The organism is Bradyrhizobium sp. YCK136, assembly GCF_044570075.1.
GTDB lineage: Bacteria > Pseudomonadota > Alphaproteobacteria > Rhizobiales > Xanthobacteraceae > Bradyrhizobium > Bradyrhizobium diazoefficiens.
The window spans coordinates 4,574,088-4,590,791 of record NZ_CP172424.1 but is presented as its reverse complement, the minus strand read 5'-3'; the positions used below and the strand labels follow the sequence as shown (position 1 = coordinate 4,590,791).

Sequence of the window (16,704 nt, the reverse complement as noted above, 5' to 3'; positions counted from 1 at the left end):
CACGAAATTTGCACTCATGCAAATTTAGCTCTTGCACTCAATGCAAATGCAAACTATCCCCGAGTCAAAGGAGAACACCACATGACCGATAGAAGGGTTCTGTCAGCCGCCGGCCTGGGCATCCGCGATGCCGAGCTGAAGGCTGCCCTGGAGATCCGTGACCTGTTCGCAAAGGGCGTGTTCCAGCACGACCGCGACCTCAACGTCGACAAACCGGACGGTTTCAACATGAACACGGTCTCCGACGAGACCGAGTGTGGCACCACTTGCTGCATCGGCGGTTGGATGTTCCACGCCATGGAGCGCGATCGCACCGCGCCCTGCGCCACCGCTGGCGAGTACGTCCAGAAGGCCCACAGCACCCGCCTCTATCCGCTGTTCTATCCGCTGCAAGACATGCGGCGCCAGTGGATGATCGACACCAACGGCCATGCTTACGACGGCCCGGAGTACATCGACATCGCGCCGCCCCAGGCGCTGGAAGCGATGGACAACTTCCTTGCGACCGGTGATCCGAATTGGCCGCGCGTCCTGCATCTCGAAAACATCGAGGTCGCCCGTGCTTGATTTCAGCCGACCGCTACAGACCAGGTCTGGGCTCCCGGTCCGTCTTCTGGGCTACAACTTCAAAAACGAGAACGGCCCGCTGCTCATCGCCATCACCTATGAGGATGGCGTCGAGCGGATCGGCTGGCGGCGCGAGGACGGCGCCTACCCACTGAAGGGTAGCAGCCAGTGGGACGTCGTCTACGCCGTGAAGCGCGAGGTTGTCGTCACGGTGGAAGATGGAATGGCTGACATCTACAGTCTCCCCGCCGACGTCGAGGTCACCATCGTCGATTACGACGTGGATGGGATCGAAGGCGAAGACCTACTCGAACACGACGGCAGGCCCTGCATCATCCACCGGTACGGACCGGGCGAGAAGCCGTGACCTGACGCGCGCTTGAATTCAAAGCGCTTGCAACACCCCGTCATCAGAACCCAGCGAGCCGCCCCTGTTGACGGGGTGGGATCAACAACGGCCCGCACAAGGAGAGACTGCATGAACCCGTTTGGCTTTAACAATCCCCTCTTCGGTCGTCCTGCTGCACTGCCGGCGCCCGAGGTCGAGACACTCGCAGGAGGCTACGTCGAGACGCAGCAACCGGTCGAGGCTGTGACTGAGCCGGCTGCTGAGCCGGTGATCGAAGGCGAAGTCCTGGCGCCGCAGGAAACGTTCGATGTCGCCCTCGCGGTTGTCGTCGAGGAAGCTCCGATCGTTTCGGAAGCCGTCATCCTAGCGGCCGAACCGAAGTATCCGGCCGGCGCGATCGACTTCAATAAGCCGTTCATCGTGGTCGATGCGAACGACGAGGACGACGTCCACGCCGACGCCAGGATCGTCGCGGTGCTCGCCGGCAATTCGTACCCGGTGGTCATCGTCTCGAACCACGACGACGAGGAGGTCATCCACCAGTTCGACACCGATGGCGACGAGTTGAACGGCTACGCCCAGGTCATCCAGGTCAAGGAGCATGTGTATCCCCGGACCATCTATGTCCTCGTCGACCTGACCAAGCGCGGCAAGATCATGGTCGATGGCGGCACCTTCTTCGACAGCTACGATGAAGCGGTCGAGCACCTGGCCAACGGCGAAGGCGGGGACGATCTGGACGGCGACCTCGTGGCGATCATGCCGATCACCGTCACGGCCGACGACTTCAAGCCGATCAACGACTACCTCAAGCCCGAGGTTGTCGAGCCGGAGCCGGTCGTCGAGGAGCCGACCGACGACGTCGAGGGCATCGAGCGTGACGATGACGAACTCGACGTGATCGAGACCGAGCAGGAAGAGAACGGCGACGACGTTGCCGAGGCTCTGCCCGAGGGCGCGGTCTGGGTCAACGGCATCGTCCGCAAGCCGGGCGACAAGGTGACCACCTACCGCACCGAGAAGGGCGAGCGTCGCTGCACGATCCTCAAGACGCGCAACGATCCGTTCAAGAGCCTGTACGTCCAGGCCGACAACGGCACCGAGGAACCCTACTGGGCCCGCAACAAGAACGTCCGTCACTACTGAGCCTGATGGCGGCCCGTCCTCTTCGGGGGACGGGCTCTCCCTCCATGGAGAACACAATGTTCGACAACAACAGAGCCTTCGATGAGGGCTGGGGCATCTTCGAATGTCACGGCAGCCAGAACGGCCCGTGGCAACTCCAGAAGCTTGACGAGTCCCCTCGCCTCCGCAACGACCTTGAGGCCTGGCGCCTGGTCGTCGACTACGCGAACGCCGGCAGCGACTACCACGTCAAGGCGCTGCAGTTCCTCGCCGATAACAACCCGCTCGAACACAACTGCATCATGGACACGATCACGCGGAGGGCCGTGGCGTGAGGCTGCCTGTTCGTATCATCTCTGAAGCCGAATTCGCTGAGCGCCTTCGTGTTGTGCTTCGAGCACACCGCGAAGACGTCGGCTGCGTCACCGGCCCGGGAAGATCCGGCGCGATCGCGTCGGTCTATACCTCCCACATCCTGGGTATCCCCTTCATCCCCTACGGTCAGCTCTGCCCTGAGAAGTTCAGGCTGCTGATCATTGACACCGCCCGCGAGAGCGGCCGGACGCTGCGCAAGGCAGCCCGCTGGTACCGCAACGCCAACCCCATCGTCATCGCCGTCTACGAAGAGCCGCCCCGCGTGGCCTTCTGGTACGAGGCGCCGAAGCCGCAGCGCTATCGGCACGAGAGGAGCTGCTCGAGTCATGAAGCATTTGAGGCCCTTCATCCGTCAACGCCGGCACCGGCACCCATGCTGCAAGGGTGAGCCGGCACAACGCGCGATCGGCGCGGCGTTCCGCTTCCTCCTGGAGAGTCACACCTGGAAGCGCCACCCCGCTCCGTTCAGCAAATCACGACGAGGTCGCTTGCGGAAGGCCGAGCAGCATTTCGTCATCGAGAGCAAACGGGCCTTCGTATGAGTGACATCCGTGACCTGGAACACATCCGCGGCTATTTCCGCACCCACTTCGACTGCCCTCATTGCGAATACGACTTCAGTGAGGAAGGAGACAAATCCTCCGAGGTCATCGAGTGCCCGTCCTGCCAGCGGAAGTTCTACTGCCGAGAGGTCTGGTAGCGACTTCTGGGTCAGGTGCGGCAAGGCGTACACCAACGCCGAGCTGACCATCATCAAGCGCAATCGGCACCTGAGAACGCACGAGCTGCAGAAGCTGCTGCCCGGTCGGTCCCGGCAGTCGATTGCCAAGAAGCGCGGGACCACCGGCTTCACCTACCGCCGGCCACCTTTCACCCAGGGCGAGGACGAAGAGATCAGGCGCGCTGCCCCGACCAAGGGAGCGACCGCGATCACCCACATCCTGCCACACAGGACGCCCTGGGAGATCAACAAGCGCGCCCAGGAGCTTGGCATCAAGCTGTTCAACTATCACGACAAGCCTCTCACCATCGTCGGTGAGCCGCTCGCCGATGCCATCCGGCAGCGCGCCAGAGAGGACGGCCTCTCGATGCGAGGTCTCGACGCCGAGCTGAACACCGGGGGCTACTTCACCAACTGTGCGGCCCTTCGCGTCAGGCGAGGCTATGGCCCGTACATGCCAAACATCCGCAAGGCGATCGAGTTCTTCGACGCCGAGCTTGTAACCGGTCCTGATGGGACCATCACCATAGACTGGAAAGACGAATAACATGAAATCAACTCGCACACCCATCTTCCCTCACCGCGGATCAAGGGCTGACCTGTCCCGTCGCCGCAAGGAAGCGCAACTCCTGATGATCGAGGATACCCGGATCGACGAGGCTATCGCCCTCGCCGGCATCCGTGAGCAGGTCCGGATCTTCGGGTTCGACGGCGTCCGGGGCCTGTGATGCCTGAGATCAGCTTCAAGGAGGTCCTCATCGGGCGCGTCGATAATCCGTTCCTGAGGCTGGACCACGACATCGACGTCCGTGGCAACAACTACGACACCCTTCGCACCAAGGCCGCGCAGGCGATGATGGATGCGGACTTCCCTCGCCGGACCTGGATCTACTTCGAGGTCGAGGGGCACAAGTTCAGGGCCAAGATGCACTACAACGACATCTGGGTGAGGCTCGATGACCGATCCTGACGACCAGACCGGAAAGCCTGTGCTCTGCGCCAGGCTGAACGGCGACACTCTTCGCGCCAAGTGGCCCGGCAAACGCTGGCACGGCAAGTACAAGAACATCGACGAAGTCTGCGACGCTGCCCACGATGATGGGCTCGCCTCCTTCGTCATCGACTACGTCACCGAGGAAGACTGATGAAGAGATCATTGGCAGAGCTGACGTCTGAGCTGGTCGACATGGAGAGCCAACGAGACAATCTCTTCGCTCAGCGCGCTCCGATCGATCGGAAGATCGAGCATGTGACCAAGAGGATTGCGCACTTCAACGAGCTGATCGGCGAGATCATGATCGAGGAAGGACGCAAGAACGCCCCGGACTGGAAGACTCTGGTCCGGCAGGAAGACGACGGACGAAAGTATTACGAGTACGTCCAGTCGCAATTCGCAAGCATCGGACTCGGGTGTGAAGGCTACTGGGCCGACACAAACGACCGGAACGTGCGGATCAAGATGACGAAGGGCTCGCAAGAGAGCTACGACATCACCAAACGAGCCATAGAACTGATCGCGCCGTTGCTTACCGAAAAGGACGGCATGGTCAGGTTCTCGATTTTCGAGCACTCACTGTCCGCCAATGGCATCTACATGTTGTGGGTGACCAAAGACTTGCAGCGCGCGAAGGTCACGCTCAATCGCTGGGACAAATTTGAAGGGACGCTCGATGAGGCCCTGACGCGCATCCAGCGAGATCACTACTACGACGAGGTTGGCGACTGAGCGCATGAAGGCTCAGTTCCTATTCTTAAACGCGACACCAAGGGACTACGCACTTGAGAAGACATTGTTGGACGGGCGGAACCAACAAGACCATCAACAACGATAACAGAGGAATCGAAGATGATGATCACTACGCACTGGTACAACCCCCGAGACAGACCACGGGCCGGCGCCTGAAACGACGCCACCTGAAGCTGACGAAGGGATCATATGACACGAATGTACAATGCCAGGGACAGACCACCGCGCACAGGGTCGCGGCCCATCTCTGAGATCGGTTAGGAAATTTAGCTTGCACGCTCGCTTGCTTGAATGCAAATAGATTGCATCGGTACGAGCCAAAGGCCGCTGGCCCCACATACTAGGGACCAGCCCGCGGCCAAACGACGGAATTCGCGTGCCTTGCGGCGCGCATGAATGCAAACGAAAGAAGCAAACGGAGACTGCGATGTCGTTCTACCTGGTCCGGCTCGAGCCTGATGGCAACGGCGCCATGATCGATGTGCCGCTACCCGACTACGGCCCCTACGAGAAGGGTGGCGAAGCGGCGAAGATGGCGAAGCAGCTGAGCGATCAGCGTGGCTACAAGGTTCAGCCGCGTCGCTCGCATCAGGCGCCGGATTGGCGTGAGCGCCAGGCGAAGCGTCTCGCCGATGGCAGCATCACTCCCCTCCCCGCTGCCTGGGATCTTCCGGCTATTGCTGACCACTTCGCGCACCTCGCGAACAGCGACAACACCAAGATCGCGTTCACCGAGAGCGAAGACCTGGGCATCATCGATCGCGTAACGATCGTGACCCCCGGTCGCTACCTCACCCGCTTCTATCCGGAGGTGGATGACGACAGGCGCCGGAAGCTGATCGCCGCGATCGATCCGAACAGCGAGATCAAGTACGCCACCACGCAGGACGAGATCACCTGGGTCTACAAGGAAGGCCCGGAGTCCTGCATGGATAACCGGAAGGCTCGCGGGTTCGATCAGTATCCGGTGTGGCCGACCGCAGTCTACGCGGCTGGCGACCTGGTGATCGCGTATCAGCTCAACGAGCGCAACCGCATCCAGTCGCGCTGCCTCTGCTGGCCCGAGAAGAAGCTGTTCGGCCGGGTGTTCGGCGACTTCCAGCGGATGAAAGCCGCGATGGAAGCCGAGGGCTACACCTACATCCGCGAGGACAACAAGGTCGAGGGCAACCTCCAGGTCGGGCAATTCGAAGGCGCCCGCATCCTGAAGGTGGAGCTGTCGAACGACAAGGGGTCGTACGTCCTCCCCTATTTCGACGACATCTACTGCGTCCACGACAAGGGCGACCACTTCGTCACCGCAAGGGCTCTTCCCGAGCCCGCGCCTGGCGTTCGCTATGCGGCGAGCGGCGGGACGGACGGCACCTCGGTGCTGATGCGCTGGTGTCCAAAGGCCCGGTCATTCGAGATGGATTGCGGCTTCGCCTACGTCCATCACGAGGACGAGTATTGGTCCCGCGCCGCCCGCAACACGCACGCCTTCACATGCTCTGCGACAGGTCAGGAATGGCCCGTCGAGCACCGGGAGTACGTGACCGTCGAGGGTCAGGTCCAGAGCTGGAATCCTGTTCACTTCCATCTGCACGGTGAGACGTGTCAACACTCCGGCGACAACTTCCCTCGTGAGGAACTCGTCACGCTGTCGAACGGCATGCGGGTTCACAAGCTCTACTGTGCCCACATCGACGGCGAGGACGTTCTCTGCGATGGCGGCAAGGCCTTCGAGACGCCGGACTTCTCCTGGCACAAGCCGGTGGAAGCATTCCCGAAGTTCACCGTCAGGAGCGATGACTTCATCGACGCTATGAGCCTCGCGCTCACCTCGTCGACGGTCACCGTCACCAACCAGGTCGTCATCGAGCCTGAGGCGGCCAACACCAACGAGCAGATCGATCCGGCGTACCTCGATCGGTTCAACCGGATGATCCAGCAAGAAATCGAGCGGTCTCTCCTCACCGGAGATACCCGCCTCGTCAACACCCGCGCAGCCTAACCAGAAAGCACTGACATGACTGACTTCGAGATCATCTCGTTGATGCATACCTATTGCCGTCCGGCAAACTCTCCGGCGGAGGCGCGGTTCATCGATCGCTTCCTCAAGCCGCTGGGCGTGACGAAGGACCAGTTCGGCAACCACTTCATCAAGATCGGCGATGCCCCGATCGTGCTGTGGTCGTCGCACACCGACACCGTCCATACCCGGGACGGCATCCAGGAGATCGACTTTGACGGCACCTACCTGAAGCTGCCGGCAGAGTCCAAGTCGAGCTGCCTCGGTGCCGACTGCACCGCAGGCATCTGGGTGATGACGGAGATGATCAAGGCCAAGGTGCCTGGTCTCTACGTCTTCCACTGCGCCGAGGAGATCGGGTGCGTCGGGTCTCGGGCGATCGCCGAGCAGAACCCGAAGTTCCTGGACGGCATCAAGGCGGCTGTCGCCTTCGACCGCTTCGGCGTCGGCTCCGTGATCACCCATCAGGGGACGCGGACGGCCTCCGACGCTTTCGGCGAGTCAATGATGGCTCAGCTTCCGAAGCGGTTCAAGCTGGACCCGACCGGCTTGGTGACCGACACGAAGCAGTACCGCGAGATCGTGCCGGAATGCACGAACATCTCGGTCGGCTACTTCGATCACCACAAGCCGACTGAGCGGCTGGACGTGGCGCATCTGATCGAGCTGCGTAACCACATGGTCCAGTTCGACGCCGGCAAGCTGGTCATCGAGCGAGACCCGACCATCGTGCCGCTGCGAAGCGAGCGGATGTCTGCGCCGGCACCTCGCCGCCGGCCGGCATTCAGCAATCTCGCGGCGTTCCGCAGCCTGCTGGCATCCGACATCGCTGACCTGGTGTGGACCTATCCGCGCCTGGTTGCGCAATTCCTCGAAGAGGAGATGGGCGTCTCCTTCGACGAGCTGGAGCACTACATCCAGCACGGCGAAATGCCCGGCCTGCTCTTCGACGACGAAGACGAGGGCGAGGACGAAGGCGAAGAGCCTGTCCGTCGTCGCGCCTAATCCCAACCCATCACATCACGATCGAGGAACAGATCAATGAAACTTGATATGCAGCAGCGCACCAACGTCACGTCCGGCTCCCTGAAGCGGACGAAGGTCGAGTTCGAGGCCAACGCGGTGTCGTTCTACGCTCAGGTCACGGGTCTTGCGAAGGACAAGATCCGCTACCCGATGCGCGAGATTTCGAGCAATGCCTGGGACGAGTGCAAGGGCAACTTCGAGGTCCACCTGCCGACCGAACTCAATCCGATCTTCCGGGTGCGCGACTACGGTCCGGGCATGTCGGACGACACAATGCAGCAGGTTTACGGCAAGCTCTACGCATCGACCAAGCGGACGGACAACGTCAAGGTCGGCGGCTGGGGCCTGGGCTCCAAGAGCCCGTTCTCCTACCTGATCACCGACAACGGCGCCGGCACCTACAACGTCACGTCCTACCATGACGGCTGGATGCGCTCCTACGTGATGTCGCTCTCGGATGAGGGCGAGTTGATCATGGACACCATGATCGAGATGCCGACCACCGAGCCGTCTGGTCTCGAAGTGTCGTTCGCGGTTCGCCGCGAGGACATCTACGACTTTCACCAGGCAGCGCGTGACGTGCTGTGGGGCTTCAACCCGCGGCCGACGATCTTCCCGGCGATCGAGTGGGACGAGCCGATCATCCAGTCGCAGGGCGAATACTGGACCACCTACAAGAACTCCTCGGTTCCGTTCTACGGTCCCCACGTCCGCATGGGCTGCGCGATCTATCCGTTCGACCTCAGCCAGATCCGCAGCTCGGGCTTCCTCAGCGAGAACGACTGCGTCCTGTTCGAGGCGCCGATCGGCTCTCTCAAGGTCACCCTGTCCCGCGAGCAGATCGCCTACAGCGACGGGACCAAGGCGACGCTGACCGAGCTGGTGCAGGCATACGAAAGCGCCTTCATCACCCAGCTCCAGGACAAGGTCGATGCCTCGGAGAACCTGTTCGCTGCCAATCAGGCCTGCCACGACATGTGCGTCGGGCTGGGCGAGACCCGCGAGGCCCGGATGCGCAACGCCGTGACCTGGCGTGGTCACCGGCTGTCGACCACCCTGAGCGTGCCTGGCGCCAAGCTCTGCACGCTTCCGGACGGCTGGCACCACTTCGACAAGTTCGAGGCTGGATCAGTCAGGTCGAGCTGGCCGCGCGACGCCAAGATCGTGATGGAGCACACGCCGCGGTATTCGCTCAGCCGGTTCGCCATGGCCAACCTGGTCGGAGAGAAGATCCTCTGGGTGCGCTGCAAGCGGGCCGATCGCGCGACTGTCCTTCATCACCTCGGCAATCCCGAGGTCATCGATCTCGACACCTTCAAGGTGCCGGTCGAGAAGGTCCTCGGCAAGCTGGTCCGCAAACGCAAGACCATCGAGATTCTCGAAGAGGGGCAGTTGCGTTCCACGACCCAGCACGTCGACCTGGCAGACGGCGGCTACTTCGTCGAGCAGGCGCCGGCACCCTACAGCCGGCGGCGTCGCGGCGAGTATTTTCGTCTCACGCCGCATGCCTCAGGCATCCGTCTCTACGACATGGATACCCTGATCAGGCTGTGCGTGAAGTTCGGCTTCATCGACCCGGGCACCACCGTCCTGGTCAAGCAGCCGGGTCAGGAAGTGCCCGACAACTGGACGATGCTCGGCCCCGAGCTGATCGATCAGCTGAAGGACAAGGTCGATCTGACTGAGCAAACCGGCCTGAAGGACAAGACGCTCAGCAACCTCGACTACCGTCTCAAGGGCATCGCGAAGCTCGCCGTCTGGGAAAGGGCTCCTGAGGATCTGAAGGAGTTCAAGGCCGACCTCGACGCGCTGATCGAAGTTCTGAAGCAGAACAAGGTGGAAGAGACCGACTCCGACAGGGCGATCGATGCCCTGGCGAGCCTCGGTGTCCATACCGACACGCCTGCTGTCGTCTGTCCGATCAGGATGATCGACCAAAAGTGGTCGGACATCTGCGACGAATATCCGTTGATGCGCAACATCATCGGCGGATTGAGCCAGTACGGCGACAACGTGAATGTCCGCGACAACCTCAACCACTACTTCGAGCTGCTCTGCCGTCCGCCTTTGGCGGATGAGCCAGCCAGCTCGGAGCACATCGAACTCGACCAAGCCGCTTAAGAACGGAGCACACAATGATCCCCGCGGTCATCACCGATACTTCGATCATGTTCTTTGCCAAGGGCCGTGCGTGGACCTTGGCGGAGGATCATCCGAAGTTCCACGACGTGAAGGCACTCTTGGCATCTGGGTCTGACGACATCGACAAGGTCGTGCAGATGACGGACGTCAGGGTTGCCGTGGAGGCGGCGACCGCGGGTCGTGCTGTTCTGACTGACAAGACCCTGACCCTCGACGGTCAGGAGCTGTCGGTGGCATGGCGCAAGAAAGCCGTCAGTCAGCCCGACAGCCTCAAGGTCCTGATCGTCAACACTGGCGACAAGGTCCGGGTCGAGGGCGATGACGATGCGCCGGACGGCATCTACATCGTCGGCGATCTCGACGACACCGACATCAACAAGCGGGTGATGGTCGAAGACGAGGCAGGTGAAGCCTACTTCGGCTACGTCGCGAACACCTCGATCAAGGAGATCATCCGCGATGCCGCGTGATCCCCGGGTCGATCCCCTCATCGCAGAAGCGCAGCGGCAGTGCGAAGGCTGCCGTCTGGCCTGGCGGTTGGACGGCTGGAAGCACCGCAAGCCGATGCCGATCATCTGCACAGCTCAATCCATTCGGCAGGAGCTGCGCGACATCGCAGCCCAGCTGCCCTGGCGCGTCGCCAAAGCCCAACAACAGGAGGCGCAACCGTGAAAATACATTGGCACTTCGATAATCCATGGCGCGACCGGGCGATCTACGTCCCTCTCCGCGACATGCTGGCGCCCAACGTTGCAGGTCTCGGAGCGATGGACCGGATCCAGCGGGAATTCGGCGACAAGCTCGACGCCTATCTGCTGGTCCAGCCTGATGGCTCGATCCTGGCCGATGTACGATACGGCAGCCGTCCGGAGGATTACCTGACGCCTCTCCCGTCTCACCTCGCCGGCCTGAAGAACCTTTCGATCCAGCACGCCATCCAGTGGCGTCCTTGCCGCTGGGACGACGAACTGACGCGACCGAAGCTGCCGGGTCACTACCAATTCCGCATCGCTGGCGACAGCGAGACCGATGGTCCGCACGTCTATTACGAATACCCGGACTACACGACGTTCGGCGAGGTCTTCCCAGAAGAGGAAGGCTACATCCATGCCCAAGGCTCACACGACGAAGAGCCCGAGTCCATCATCGCCTGGTACGGCCCGATCAACGTGCCCGACTGCGACTGCTTCTGAGGACGACCATGACCACAGAGACAAGCACGCTGTTGCATCTGTCGACGGCGCACATCACCAAGGCGACCTCCGAGATCCTCGACGCCGGCCAGAAATACTATTCCTCGAAGCACGACTACGGTTGGTTCATCTGGGTCGATGCAGAGCCGCCAACGGACATGCCGGCCGATCTTCAGGCCTGCCTGATCTTCGCCGGCAAGCTTGGCTGCCGCTGGATCATCTTCGACTGCGACGTGCCCCCGATATCCGACCTCCCGAAACACGAATGGTGACGAAATGTCCAAGACTCTAACGAAACTCCAGGAGCGCATTGTTGCGCGTGTCCTGGCAATGTCCGTCAACGAGACACTCTACCTGAGCAAGGGTCACCTGCACTCGGCGCGAAGCCTGAAGGAGCAGGGTTTCCTCGACCGCAACTGCTGGGGAATGGTGCAAACCCAGCACCTGACCGACAGCGTCAACACGACGTTCTTTGCGGAGAACGGCGACGTGTTTGCCATCGAGGATATCTACGACAACTGCTGGATCATCTTCGAGGACCGCAAGGTCATCGCCAAGCCCAGGAACGAGGCCAACGCCAAGCGCATCGTCGCCGCGCTGAAGGAACTGCGCATCGCAGAAGCGGACGCAGGAAGGCGGGCCGCCGCCTAGTTTGCATTTTTTGCAAAGAATCATTTGCTTGAATGCAAAAGCATTGCTAACTGACTCCACGCCAACCCCTGACCAAGAGATCCACCATGTTCGTTCCTTCCCCGCAGCAGGCGGCCTTCATCGACGAAGCGATGACCGGCGTCAGCTCGATCGTCCTGATCGCCGTGGCCGGCGCCGGCAAGACCACCACCATCCTCCAGGCAGTCGGCAAGATGCGCGGCTCCACTGTCATCCTGGCCTTCGGCAAGAAGATCGCCGAGGAGATCAAGGGCAAGCTCAAGAAGATGGGGATTGACTGGAAGAAGGCGGAAGCCTCGACCTGTCACGCCATGGGCCTGCGCAACTACCGCAAGACCTACCCGAACGTCCGCGTCGACGAGGAGAAGGTCGCCCGCATCACCGCCTCGTGGGTCGATTGCAACAGGATCGATACGACGCTGTCGCCTCACGTCGCTATCATCTGCCAGCTCGTCGGCCTCGCCAAGCAGAGCGGCCTCGGCATTCCCGGCGAGGGTCACATCGAAGACACCTCGATCTGGGGGGACATCGCCGAGCACTTCGACCTGTTCGACGAGGAAGCCACCCAGAAGAAGGCCGACGACCTCATCGAGATGGCGATCGAGGTGCTGAAGGAGTCCAACCAGAACACCGACGTCGTCGACTTCAACGACATGATCTACCTGCCCCTGCTCTACCAGATCAGGTTCTGGCAGTACGACAACGTCGTGATCGACGAGGCGCAGGACACCAACACGGTCCGCCGCCTACTGGCGCGTGCTCTGATGAAGCCTAACGGCCGGCTGATGGCTGTCGGCGATCCCCACCAGGCCATCTTCGGCTTCACGGGCGCCGACAACGACAGCCTCGACATCATCAAGCAGGAGTTCGGCTGCAAGGAGATGCCGCTGACGGTGACCTATCGCTGCCCGAAGACGGTAGTGAAGTTCGCTCAGACCTGGGTGAGCCACATCCAGGCGCACCCCTCCTCGCCGGAAGGAACCATCTCGCTCGAGACTTTCGAGCAGATGATCCAGACGCGCGATCGGCTCAACGGTGACGCGGCGATCCTGTGCCGCAACACCCGGCCGCTGGTCACCGCGGCGTTCGCTCTGATCCGAGAGAAGATCCCGTGCCGTATCGAAGGCCGGGACATCGGCGAAGCCCTCAAGAAGCTGGCCACCCGCTGGAAGTCGATCAAGACGATCCCGGCGCTGGAGGACAAGCTGGAGGACTGGCTGGAGAAGGAGAAGGAGCGCTGGCTGCCGAAGAAGAAGATGGCCAAGGTCCAGGAGGCCGAGGACAAGTTCGAGACGCTGAAGGTGATCATGGATGCGTGCCGCGAGGACAAGCGGAACGACATCCAGGCCGTCGTCAGCTATATCGACAACATCTTCTCCGACAACGTGCAGGGCATCCTGACGCTCTCGACGATCCATCGATCGAAGGGGCGTGAATGGAAGCGCGTGTTCTGGCTCGACCGGTTCAACACCTGTCCGTCGAAGTACGCGACCATGCCCTGGGAGAAGGAGCAGGAGGTCAATCTGCAATACGTGGCCGCGACCCGTGCCATGAGCGAGCTGATCGACCTCTTCCCGCCGCTGCCGAAGGTGCAGCCGGTGAACGACAACCAGCAGAAGCCGGTCGAGAAGGCCGCCTGATGCCGGATACCGCGATCGAGCCGTGGGGGCATTCGTCCCCATGGCCCATGGAGCTGGATGGCGAGGGCTGTCCCGTCATCCGCTTCAAGAAACCGGGCAAGGTCACGACCTGGCGGACCTGCCCCGAATGCGGCGATCGAGGCACCAAGATCCTCAGCCTCAATCCCGAGCACCCGGACAAGCCCTACCAGTGCCAGGGCTGCCGAGCCAACTACGCCCCACCTCCTCCCGAAGCGCGCCGGCCCCGCCGACGTCGGGACAGTCGTGACTGGTGGTTTGCATGAATTCAAAGGAGAGACCTGTGAACGGTTTTATTCTGTACCGCGGCCCGTCGATGATCGACGGCAAGGAGATCGTCGTCATTGCGACCGGACTCGAGGATGGAGGATCCAACTCGAAGACCGGTGCGATGGTCCAGATCTACATCATGCGCGCCGATCAGAGCCCGCTCCAGGCCGTCCAGAACGGCTCCGACGTGTCGATCTGCGGCGGCTGCCGGCATCGTGGCAAGATCATCCACGACCCGCTGACGGGCAACCGGAAGAACGTGGGACGGTCTTGCTACGTGGTGCTCTTCCAGGGGCCTCGCGTGGTCTATGACGCCTTCACGCGCGGCATCTATCAGGAGATCCCGCTCCCCAAGGCGCGCAAGCTGCTCGCCCGCAAGACAGTGCGTGTCGGCACCTACGGTGATCCGGGTGCTGTCCCGATCAACGTTTGGAAGGCGGCGCTGAGCCAGGTCGCAGCCCTCAACGGCTACACCCACCTCTGGCGCGAGTATCCCGCGCTGGCGGAGTTCTGCATGGCCTCGTGCGACAGCGAGGTCGATCGCGTCCTGGCGAAGGCTCTCGGCTTCCGGACCTATCGAGTCCGCGGCCAGGACGATCCGAAGCTGGAAGGCGAAGGTCACTGCCCGGCGTCGGCTGAGATGGGCAAGGCGGTGCAGTGTGCGCAGTGCATGCTCTGCGGCGGTCATCGTGCCAAGGCCAAGGCCGACATCACCATCGAAGCTCACGGCCCCGGCCGGCGCAACTTCGAACGCTCAAGGGAGAGCGCGTGATGGCACCCAGGAATCTGCGGGACAACTCCTGGCAGAACGTCTCTGTCCTCGAAGACGAGTTCGATGACTTCGAGGCCGACGAGACATTCCGCGTCAACCGCGGTGCCGGAAAAGTGGCTTCCCGCCATCGCGGCGAATACCGGCGGAAGAACCCCAACAACGAAGACGGCTACGGCGAGCTGGATTTCGCCTGACAAGGAGCATCACGATGGAAACTAACGAGATGGAGCGCAAGATCGCGCGCCAGATTATCGATGACGGCATCGCCGCCGGCTACACGATCGACGTGTACGACGGCGAGGAGACCGTCCTCAAACGCAGCACCGATCCGGAAGCGATCATCGCTGCGATGTTCTCGACTGACAGCGACATGCTGATCTTCCACGAGGGAGACAGGCGTCAGGGATCGGTCTGGTTCGTCTACGGCAACTCGGGATGGGACGTGGTCGCCGACTACAGCACCCGCCTCGAACCCATCATGGCGGGCGCCGACAAGCTGTCCGACGAATTCCTGGAGCAGATCCATGCAGCGGCTGGATGAGGCTTCAGGGTTCAAGGTCGGCCAGCAGGTGACCGTTCTGATCGAGACCAAGGGTGCCGATCACGAGGACATCGAACACACCGTGCCGGCGGGAGCTGCCGGCATCATCGACAGCATCGATCGCTACGACAACGACCAGGGGATCGTCTTCACCGTCGTGATCCCGGTCGATGCGTCAAACGAGCGCTGCATCGTCAATGCGTTCGACGAACTGGACGGCGACATCGCCAACATCATCGCCGCACAAACCACCAAGGAGACAACGTGAGGAAGAAAGCAGCAGCGGCACTCGTGCAGGTGATCGCGTTCAAGTCGCCGGGGCCGAAGTGGCATCCGGTCGGCGAGCCGACCGAGCGACCCAAAGCGGTCCTGATTCTGGCGGCCGAATGGCGAGCTAAACACCTCGCACGCATCATTCCAATCAAAACGGCGTCATCGAAGGCTTCTTGACAACGGGGTTGCACGAATTCAAATGAGCGTCTATCTCTTGCACATTGAGCCCAGCTATCAACATGCTGGGCACTACATCGGATTCTGTGAAGAAATCGATCCTCAACGGAGGTTGGAACGTCACTTGGCGGGCAGAGGATCGCCGCTTATCAAAGCGGCGGTGTCTTCGGGCTGTGCAGTCCAGGTCGCCCACTTCTTTCCCGGAGCCGACAGAAATTTCGAGAGAAAGCTGAAGAACCGCGGGAGCGCCCGAAGGTGGTGTCCGGCGTGCGGAATAAACGCGCGCCCGGTACCGAAATTTGAAACCGAAATCGTCAGCCAGGCATAGTCCTATGCTGCCGTGCCCAGCCATCTGGGTCCGTTACGATTCGTGCGAGCGCAAACGCTAACTTGATGAGGTTGGGAATGTCGCTTCGCAGTAGGAAGGCGTCGGATAAGTTTCTGACTGGAAGGGAGGTCCGGGTGTGGAGATTGTCCCGGAACCTGACACAGCCCGAGCTGGGCAAATGGCTCGGGCTCACCCCGCAGGCGGTCGCTCGCTACGAGGTGGTGGGCGTCACCAAAGCAACAGCCCTCGCCTTCTCCGCGATCGATCGCGGACTCAAGCCAGTGAAGCTGTCCAAATCGGACTACAAGCTGGCGGAGGAACGGGCGAATGGAAAACCCAAAGAAGAGGAGTTGAATGAGTAAGACAGCGCAGACGACCGCGTCGCCTCCGCCTACCCCGCCGCCCTCGCTCAATGCTAAGTTCAAAAGTCGGCTCCCGCAGATCATCGAAGAGATCTGCAAGGGGCTGGCTGTGATCGAGCCCGCAGTCCAGGACGTGTCAGTCCCGCTGCGGGAATTCCATGACTACCTGACGTTCGAGATCGCCAAGCTCAAGCTGGAGCTGGAACGCGCAGCCTGGGACTCCAAGGTCGATCAGAGCAAGGTCGCGGCCGACAAGGCGTGGCTGGCGAAGATGGAGCAGCTGCAGAAGGACTTCGACGTCGAACGTATGACGTCATCCATCACCTTCATCAGGTCGATGGTGGTCCGAGTGCAGGACACATTCGATATGAGGGTCGCCTACTAAGGCGACCCTCTTC

25 protein-coding genes are annotated in these 16,704 nt (G+C 61.4%); all 25 read left to right on the top strand.

The features are described 5' to 3' along the window. The first annotated feature begins 81 nt into the window (after nt 1-81). The 25 genes from ACFLEY_RS22220 to ACFLEY_RS22100 all read left to right on the top strand — a co-directional run bounded on the left by ACFLEY_RS22220 (nt 82) and on the right by ACFLEY_RS22100 (nt 16,691). The gene (locus ACFLEY_RS22220) at nt 82-567 is read left to right on the top strand and encodes a hypothetical protein (protein WP_396604845.1); all 486 of its coding nucleotides are present in this window, start codon (nt 82-84) and stop codon (nt 565-567) included. Beyond that, nucleotides 560-934, top strand: a complete 375-nt coding sequence (locus ACFLEY_RS22215) for a hypothetical protein (protein ID WP_396604844.1) — start codon at nt 560-562, stop codon at nt 932-934. Before ACFLEY_RS22220 ends, ACFLEY_RS22215 begins: the two co-directional genes overlap by 8 nt. Before the next feature lie 111 nt (nt 935-1,045). Next, the gene (locus ACFLEY_RS22210) at nt 1,046-2,062 is read left to right on the top strand and encodes a hypothetical protein (RefSeq protein ID WP_396604843.1); all 1,017 of its coding nucleotides are present in this window, start codon (nt 1,046-1,048) and stop codon (nt 2,060-2,062) included. A 56-nt stretch (nt 2,063-2,118) separates the two neighbouring features. Further along, the gene (locus tag ACFLEY_RS22205) at nt 2,119-2,376 is read left to right on the top strand and encodes a hypothetical protein (protein WP_396604842.1); all 258 of its coding nucleotides are present in this window, start codon (nt 2,119-2,121) and stop codon (nt 2,374-2,376) included. Further along, complete coding sequence (locus ACFLEY_RS22200) at nt 2,373-2,804, top strand: hypothetical protein (protein WP_396604841.1); 432 nt, start codon at nt 2,373-2,375, stop codon at nt 2,802-2,804. The genes ACFLEY_RS22205 and ACFLEY_RS22200 overlap by 4 nt, the downstream gene beginning before the upstream one ends. A 163-nt stretch (nt 2,805-2,967) precedes the next feature. Further along, nucleotides 2,968-3,684 (top strand): hypothetical protein, encoded by a 717-nt coding sequence (locus ACFLEY_RS22195; RefSeq protein ID WP_396604840.1) that lies wholly within the window; start codon nt 2,968-2,970, stop codon nt 3,682-3,684. 180 nt (nt 3,685-3,864) lie between these two features. Beyond that, a complete protein-coding gene (locus ACFLEY_RS22190) occupies nt 3,865-4,107 on the top strand; it encodes a hypothetical protein (RefSeq protein WP_396604839.1) in 243 nt (80 codons plus the stop codon). After that, nucleotides 4,094-4,282, top strand: coding sequence for a hypothetical protein (locus ACFLEY_RS22185; RefSeq protein WP_396604838.1), 189 nt, complete (start codon nt 4,094-4,096; stop codon nt 4,280-4,282). Before ACFLEY_RS22190 ends, ACFLEY_RS22185 begins: the two co-directional genes overlap by 14 nt. 11 nt (nt 4,283-4,293) lie before the next feature. Beyond that, nucleotides 4,294-4,863 (top strand): hypothetical protein, encoded by a 570-nt coding sequence (locus ACFLEY_RS22180; protein WP_396604837.1) that lies wholly within the window; start codon nt 4,294-4,296, stop codon nt 4,861-4,863. A gap of 448 nt (nt 4,864-5,311) precedes the next feature. Next, a complete protein-coding gene (locus ACFLEY_RS22175) occupies nt 5,312-6,877 on the top strand; it encodes a hypothetical protein (RefSeq protein ID WP_396604836.1) in 1,566 nt (521 codons plus the stop codon). A gap of 15 nt (nt 6,878-6,892) precedes the next feature. After that, nucleotides 6,893-7,900 carry a M28 family peptidase gene (locus ACFLEY_RS22170; protein ID WP_396604835.1) on the top strand — a complete coding sequence of 336 codons (1,008 nt, stop codon included), beginning with the start codon at nt 6,893-6,895 and terminating at the stop codon, nt 7,898-7,900. 36 nt (nt 7,901-7,936) lie between these two features. After that, on the top strand, nt 7,937-10,042 hold the full coding sequence (locus ACFLEY_RS22165) for an ATP-binding protein (protein ID WP_396604834.1): 2,106 nt from the start codon (nt 7,937-7,939) through the stop codon (nt 10,040-10,042). Between the two features lie 14 nt (nt 10,043-10,056). Continuing rightward, nucleotides 10,057-10,533 (top strand): hypothetical protein, encoded by a 477-nt coding sequence (locus tag ACFLEY_RS22160; protein ID WP_396604833.1) that lies wholly within the window; start codon nt 10,057-10,059, stop codon nt 10,531-10,533. Next, a complete protein-coding gene (locus tag ACFLEY_RS22155; RefSeq protein ID WP_396604832.1) occupies nt 10,523-10,735 on the top strand; it encodes a hypothetical protein in 213 nt (70 codons plus the stop codon). The genes ACFLEY_RS22160 and ACFLEY_RS22155 overlap by 11 nt, the downstream gene beginning before the upstream one ends. 95 nt (nt 10,736-10,830) lie before the next feature. Continuing rightward, nucleotides 10,831-11,256, top strand: a complete 426-nt coding sequence (locus ACFLEY_RS22150) for a hypothetical protein (RefSeq protein ID WP_396604831.1) — start codon at nt 10,831-10,833, stop codon at nt 11,254-11,256. A gap of 8 nt (nt 11,257-11,264) precedes the next feature. Beyond that, complete coding sequence (locus ACFLEY_RS22145) at nt 11,265-11,528, top strand: hypothetical protein (protein WP_396604830.1); 264 nt, start codon at nt 11,265-11,267, stop codon at nt 11,526-11,528. 4 nt (nt 11,529-11,532) lie between these two features. Next, nucleotides 11,533-11,907: a hypothetical protein gene (locus ACFLEY_RS22140; protein ID WP_396604829.1), complete on the top strand. Its 375-nt coding sequence runs from the start codon at nt 11,533-11,535 to the stop codon at nt 11,905-11,907. An 86-nt stretch (nt 11,908-11,993) separates the two neighbouring features. Then, nucleotides 11,994-13,565 (top strand): UvrD-helicase domain-containing protein, encoded by a 1,572-nt coding sequence (locus ACFLEY_RS22135; RefSeq protein ID WP_396604828.1) that lies wholly within the window; start codon nt 11,994-11,996, stop codon nt 13,563-13,565. 301 nt (nt 13,566-13,866) lie between these two features. After that, entirely contained in the window at nt 13,867-14,625 is a 759-nt protein-coding gene (locus tag ACFLEY_RS22130) for a hypothetical protein (RefSeq protein WP_396604827.1), read from the top strand. After that, the gene (locus ACFLEY_RS22125; RefSeq protein WP_396604826.1) at nt 14,625-14,819 is read left to right on the top strand and encodes a hypothetical protein; all 195 of its coding nucleotides are present in this window, start codon (nt 14,625-14,627) and stop codon (nt 14,817-14,819) included. The genes ACFLEY_RS22130 and ACFLEY_RS22125 overlap by 1 nt, the downstream gene beginning before the upstream one ends. A 29-nt stretch (nt 14,820-14,848) precedes the next feature. Further along, nucleotides 14,849-15,166 carry a hypothetical protein gene (locus ACFLEY_RS22120; protein ID WP_396604825.1) on the top strand — a complete coding sequence of 106 codons (318 nt, stop codon included), beginning with the start codon at nt 14,849-14,851 and terminating at the stop codon, nt 15,164-15,166. Then, nucleotides 15,150-15,434 carry a hypothetical protein gene (locus ACFLEY_RS22115; RefSeq protein WP_396604824.1) on the top strand — a complete coding sequence of 95 codons (285 nt, stop codon included), beginning with the start codon at nt 15,150-15,152 and terminating at the stop codon, nt 15,432-15,434. Before ACFLEY_RS22120 ends, ACFLEY_RS22115 begins: the two co-directional genes overlap by 17 nt. After that, entirely contained in the window at nt 15,431-15,616 is a 186-nt protein-coding gene (locus tag ACFLEY_RS22110; protein ID WP_396604823.1) for a hypothetical protein, read from the top strand. The genes ACFLEY_RS22115 and ACFLEY_RS22110 overlap by 4 nt, the downstream gene beginning before the upstream one ends. A 471-nt stretch (nt 15,617-16,087) precedes the next feature. Further along, nucleotides 16,088-16,306, top strand: coding sequence for a hypothetical protein (locus ACFLEY_RS22105; protein WP_396604822.1), 219 nt, complete (start codon nt 16,088-16,090; stop codon nt 16,304-16,306). Beyond that, nucleotides 16,299-16,691 (top strand): hypothetical protein, encoded by a 393-nt coding sequence (locus ACFLEY_RS22100; protein WP_396604821.1) that lies wholly within the window; start codon nt 16,299-16,301, stop codon nt 16,689-16,691. Before ACFLEY_RS22105 ends, ACFLEY_RS22100 begins: the two co-directional genes overlap by 8 nt. Nucleotides 16,692-16,704 lie beyond the last annotated feature (13 nt).

Excerpts from the sequence above, each read along its gene's own strand:
- ACFLEY_RS22145 (WP_396604830.1), top strand. The coding sequence starts at position 11,265 with ATGACCACAGAGACAAGCACGCTGTTGCATCTGTCGACGGCGCACATC.
- ACFLEY_RS22205 (WP_396604842.1), top strand. The coding sequence starts at position 2,119 with ATGTTCGACAACAACAGAGCCTTCGATGAGGGCTGGGGCATCTTCGAA.
- ACFLEY_RS22155 (WP_396604832.1), top strand. The coding sequence starts at position 10,523 with ATGCCGCGTGATCCCCGGGTCGATCCCCTCATCGCAGAAGCGCAGCGG.
- ACFLEY_RS22160 (WP_396604833.1), top strand. The coding sequence starts at position 10,057 with ATGATCCCCGCGGTCATCACCGATACTTCGATCATGTTCTTTGCCAAG.
- ACFLEY_RS22170 (WP_396604835.1), top strand. The coding sequence starts at position 6,893 with ATGACTGACTTCGAGATCATCTCGTTGATGCATACCTATTGCCGTCCG.
- ACFLEY_RS22120 (WP_396604825.1), top strand. The coding sequence starts at position 14,849 with ATGGAGCGCAAGATCGCGCGCCAGATTATCGATGACGGCATCGCCGCC.
- ACFLEY_RS22210 (WP_396604843.1), top strand. The coding sequence starts at position 1,046 with ATGAACCCGTTTGGCTTTAACAATCCCCTCTTCGGTCGTCCTGCTGCA.
- ACFLEY_RS22185 (WP_396604838.1), top strand. The coding sequence starts at position 4,094 with ATGACCGATCCTGACGACCAGACCGGAAAGCCTGTGCTCTGCGCCAGG.
- ACFLEY_RS22100 (WP_396604821.1), top strand. The coding sequence starts at position 16,299 with ATGAGTAAGACAGCGCAGACGACCGCGTCGCCTCCGCCTACCCCGCCG.
- ACFLEY_RS22175 (WP_396604836.1), top strand. The coding sequence starts at position 5,312 with ATGTCGTTCTACCTGGTCCGGCTCGAGCCTGATGGCAACGGCGCCATG.
- ACFLEY_RS22135 (WP_396604828.1), top strand. The coding sequence starts at position 11,994 with ATGTTCGTTCCTTCCCCGCAGCAGGCGGCCTTCATCGACGAAGCGATG.
- ACFLEY_RS22125 (WP_396604826.1), top strand. The coding sequence starts at position 14,625 with ATGGCACCCAGGAATCTGCGGGACAACTCCTGGCAGAACGTCTCTGTC.
- ACFLEY_RS22140 (WP_396604829.1), top strand. The coding sequence starts at position 11,533 with ATGTCCAAGACTCTAACGAAACTCCAGGAGCGCATTGTTGCGCGTGTC.
- ACFLEY_RS22190 (WP_396604839.1), top strand. The coding sequence starts at position 3,865 with ATGCCTGAGATCAGCTTCAAGGAGGTCCTCATCGGGCGCGTCGATAAT.
- ACFLEY_RS22150 (WP_396604831.1), top strand. The coding sequence starts at position 10,831 with ATGGACCGGATCCAGCGGGAATTCGGCGACAAGCTCGACGCCTATCTG.
- ACFLEY_RS22115 (WP_396604824.1), top strand. The coding sequence starts at position 15,150 with ATGCAGCGGCTGGATGAGGCTTCAGGGTTCAAGGTCGGCCAGCAGGTG.
- ACFLEY_RS22220 (WP_396604845.1), top strand. The coding sequence starts at position 82 with ATGACCGATAGAAGGGTTCTGTCAGCCGCCGGCCTGGGCATCCGCGAT.
- ACFLEY_RS22165 (WP_396604834.1), top strand. The coding sequence starts at position 7,937 with ATGAAACTTGATATGCAGCAGCGCACCAACGTCACGTCCGGCTCCCTG.